Source organism: Mycobacterium sp. TH-M116 (assembly GCF_057473685.1).
In genome coordinates this window covers 1-4,065 of sequence record NZ_JBYCLC010000084.1, presented here as the reverse complement: position 1 = coordinate 4,065, position 4,065 = coordinate 1, and the positions used below count along the sequence as shown (strand labels likewise).

4 protein-coding genes are annotated in these 4,065 nt (G+C 67.4%); 1 reads left to right on the top strand and 3 read right to left on the bottom strand.

Annotated features, from left to right (window positions below):
* Positions 1-973: TIGR03857 family LLM class F420-dependent oxidoreductase (locus tag AC2VOK_RS04115; protein ID WP_428899347.1), on the top strand; the 973-nt coding region annotated here is incomplete at its 5' end.
* Positions 974-1,054: 81 nt separating this feature from the next.
* Here AC2VOK_RS04115 and AC2VOK_RS04110 read toward each other — a convergent pair.
* From AC2VOK_RS04110 to AC2VOK_RS04100, 3 genes are all read right to left on the bottom strand, one after another.
* The gene (locus AC2VOK_RS04110; protein ID WP_343709164.1) at positions 1,055-2,551 is read right to left on the bottom strand and encodes an acyl-CoA carboxylase subunit beta; all 1,497 of its coding nucleotides are present in this window, start codon (positions 2,549-2,551) and stop codon (positions 1,055-1,057) included.
* Between the two features lie 247 nt (positions 2,552-2,798).
* Entirely contained in the window at positions 2,799-3,380 is a 582-nt protein-coding gene (locus AC2VOK_RS04105) for a hypothetical protein (RefSeq protein ID WP_428899348.1), read from the bottom strand.
* A 59-nt stretch (positions 3,381-3,439) separates the two neighbouring features.
* A partial coding sequence (locus AC2VOK_RS04100; RefSeq protein ID WP_428899346.1) for a hypothetical protein occupies positions 3,440-4,065 on the bottom strand: 626 nt, incomplete at its 5' end.

Here is a 4,065-nt window from a genome sequence, read left to right as displayed (position 1 = left end):
GGCCACCCTGATGGACGAGGCCGGCCGCGGCGAGGAGCTGGGCCTCGGGACCGCGTTCATCTCCGAGCGCTGGAACGTCAAGGAGGCGTCGTCGCTCGTCGGGGCCGCGTGCGCGGTGACCAGCCGCATGCAGATCGCCACCGCGGCCACCAATCACAACACCCGCCACCCCCTGATCACCGGGTCGTGGGCCACCACGATGCACCGGCTCTCCGGAGGCCGGTTCACCCTGGGTATCGGCCGGGGCATCGCGGCGGTCTACGGGGCGTTCGGCATACCGGTGGTCACGACCGCGCAGATGGAGGACTTCGCCCGGGTCATGCGTCGGCTGTGGCGCGGCGAGCTGATCCTCAACCATGACGGTCCGCTGGGCAAATACCCGGTTCTGCTGCTGGACCCGGACTTCAACGAGGACATCCGCCTGGCGCTGGTGGCTTTCGGGCCCAACACGCTTGCGCTGGGTGGCCGCGTGTTCGACGACGTCATCCTGCACACCTACTTCACCCCGGAGACGTTGCAGCGCTGCGTCAAGACCGTCAAGGCGGCCGCGGAGAAGGCCGGCCGCGATCCCGACAGCGTGCGGGTCTGGTCGTGCTTCGCCACGGTCGGCGACCACCTCCCCGAAGCGTTGCGGCTGAAGAAGACCGTCGCTCGGCTTGCCACCTACCTGCAGGGCTACGGTGACCTGATGGTGCGGACCAACGATTGGGATCCCGCTGTGCTGCAACGCTTCCGCGAAGATCCGGTGGTCACCTCGATCGCCGGCGGGATCGACCACAAGGCTACTGCCGAGCAGATCGGGCACATCGCGACGCTGATCCCGGACGAATGGCTGGAACCGTCGGCGACCGGGTCGGCCCGGCAGTGCGTGGAGCGCATCCGCAGGGAATTCGACTACGGTGCCGACGCGGTGATCATGCACGGCGCCACGCCCGACGAGCTGGAGCCCGTGGTCGCGGAATACCGTTCCTGACCGCAAAAGTGCAACTGGCGAAGCACTTGTCGAGAGAAGCCGTCGGTAGGCGCACTCTCGCGGCTGAGGGCCCGGGGAAACTCACGGCAGGATCGCGGTGCGGGACACCGGTTCGGCGGCGGCCTGCCGGTTGGAGATGCCGCGCTGCAGGGCGGCGAGCAGGGCGTCGCGGGTCTCGCGAGGGTCGATGAGCTCGTCGAATCCCATGTGTTCGGCAGACCGGTAGGATGCCTGCAGCTCGGCGTCGCGCAGCTGTGCCGTCAGCTCCTCACCTGCGTGCGAGGCCCTGCTCAGTGCCGCCGCGCTCATCGCTCCCATGGTCGCGCCGGGATAGGCGAAGGTCGCGGACTGGTGGTCGAAGCCCAACAGCGACATGACCATGGAACCGAAGCCGTACGCCTTGCGCAGTGTCAGGTGCAGCTTCACCGTGGTGGCCGCGGTCTGGGCGGCGAACATGCGCCCGCCGGCCCGCAGTACGCCGCTGCGCTCGGACCGGCTGCCGGGCAGCATGCCGGGGTTGTCGGCGAGGAACACGATCGGCAGGTGAAACGAGTCGGCGACCATGATGAAGTGCGCCGCCTTGTCCGCGGCGTCGGCGTCGATGGAACCGGCGAGCACCTGCGGCTGGTTGGCCACCACCGCGACCGGGTGGCCGCCGAGGTGGGCCAGCGCGCAGATGAGGGCCTTGCCGTACTGCGGCTGGACCTCGAACCAGTCCGGCCGGTCGAACACCACGTCGAGCACCGCGCGCATGTCGTAGACGCGGCGGTTGTCACGCGAGACGATGTCGAGCAACTCCGGGGTCTGCCGCGCAGCGCAGGTCTCGGACCGGGGCAATGCCGCGGGGTAGGACCATGCGCTCGGAGGGAAGTAGGACAGGTAGCGGCGGATGTCGTCGATAACGTCCCCGTCGTCCTCGGCGACGTTGTGGATCACCCCGCTCGGCAGGGCGACATCCGGCCCGCCCAGGTCCTCTTTCGAAATGTCTTCGCCGGTGGACTCTTTGACCACAGGAGGACCGGCGGTGAAGATCGCGCCCTGCCGGCTCATGATCCGGAAGTCGCACACCGGGGCCACCAGGGCGCCGTGGCCGGCCGAGGGGCCGAGCACCGCGGCGACGGTCGGGACGCGGCCCGAGCACTGAGCCTGGGCGAGCAGGTCGGTCGGGGTGCGCCCGTGATGCCCGCCGGTCGGACGAAAGCCGGCGCCCTCGAGCAGCATCACCAGCGGGACCTTGTCGCGCAGCGCCAGCTCGGCGATGCGGTAGCGCTTGGAGTTGCCCCCCGGTCCGATGGTGCCTGCCATGGTGGTGAAGTCCTCGGCGCCCAGCATCACCGGCGAGCCGTCGATCGATCCCGAGCCGACGACGATCCCGTCGGCGGCGATCTCGCCCCCGGCCAGCGTGCCGAACTCGCGGAATGTCCCGGGGTCGAGCAACCGCTCGATCCGAGCGCGCGCGTCGAGCTTGCCCTTGCTGCGGTGTCTGTCGAGCCGTTCCGGCCCGCCCATGGCCCGAGCGCGCCGGCGGCGACCTTCGAGGTCCTCGAGCGTCGCCGCCCAACCCTGGGGTTTTGTCATCCCTATGTACTACCTCATGTAGCCGCCGTCACGCTGTCACTCGAGCAGGGTCGCTTGCTCGCTTACAACCGGTGAAGACGCCCGCGGCGGGCGACTCCGTGCTGCGGCTGTCTTCGTTCACGCTGAATCCCTTTCGATGCAGCGATTTTCAGCGCCTTCGACTCGGTTGTTCCGGACGGGGTCGTCGCGCGGTAGGGCCGGGCCCAGCAGGCGCAGGGGCTGCGCCGTGTGTTGTGACGGCGAACTGTCAGACCGGCGTGAACTTGGTGATCAGCCACTTGCCGTTGATCCGGCTCATGTGCACCAGCGCGCTGCTGAGCGCCAGCGACGGTTGCGGGTTGTCCTTGATCTCGGTCGTCTGATCGACGAAAACCAGGACGACGGCCGCATACGGCTGCAACTCCGACACCGCGGCGCCGGTTACGCGGGCCGTGGTTTTCAGCGACTTCTTTTTGGCCGCCGGAGCGACGATTTGCTTGGTGAAATCGTTGTAGTACGACAGGAAGTCCCCGCCCAGGTACGACCTGGCGGTGGCGAAATCCTGTTCGAGAGTGTCCGACGAGTAGGACAGCAACGCGGCGGTCCCGTCGGACGCCGTACCGGCGACGGCTCCGGCGACGTCGGGATCGGTCTGCTGGTCCGGCCGGAACTGCTTGAAGTAGAGCCATGTCGCCGCACCGCCCGAGATCACCAGCAGCACCGCGAGGATCACGGAAAAGGCTTTCGAGTTGAGCACGGTGCGCGTCCGGGCCAGTCGCGGTCGTCTGGACGGGGCGGGGGAGTCGATCCCCTCCTCGTCCCCGTCTAACAACTCGCCTTCGTTCTCCACGAATTCTGTTTCGGTAGAATCGATCTCGTCATCAGCGGAAAAGCCTTCGAGATGGTCGGTCACGGCACGTACTCGACTTTCGACATCTTGTACTGCCCGCTGACGTCGGCCATGGTCACCCTGAGCCGCCACATTCGCGGTGGTTGGTCCTTTCCGGGTGGGGAGTTGGTGACCCGCGAAGTCGCCGACACCATCACCACCGCTGAACCCGCTTCCATGGACTCGACGGCGGCCCCGTTGATGGTTCCCTCGGTCACGGCCTTGGACTGTTCGACCACCGCGATGAAATCTTTGGCGCGATTCTTGAAATCGTCCTGGAATTCGCCGGTGGAGCTGTCGATTACCCGCTGGACCCCATCCCGGGCCTTCGTGTAGTCGAGGGAGATCATGTTGGTCACGCCCTGTCTGGCTCCGGCGACGAACGCGGCCTGACGCTGCTGGTAGCGGACGGTCTCGCGATGGTGGCGCACCGCGTAGGTGCTGAACCCGGCGAAGCCGATGATGAGAAGGACCGCAGCCACTTTGGCAGTTGCGTTCGACGACGGCAACCGGTGCCGCCATCCGTCCAGCCGGGTTGCCGGTCGCGGTGCCGCCTCATCCTGACCTTCGGCGACAGCCTCCCCGTGACCCTGTTCGGCGTCCTCGACGTAGTTCTCGTCGTAGTTCTCGTCGAATTCCTCGTCGA

Excerpts from the sequence above, each read along its gene's own strand:
- AC2VOK_RS04110 (WP_343709164.1), bottom strand. The coding sequence starts at position 2,551 with ATGACAAAACCCCAGGGTTGGGCGGCGACGCTCGAGGACCTCGAAGGT.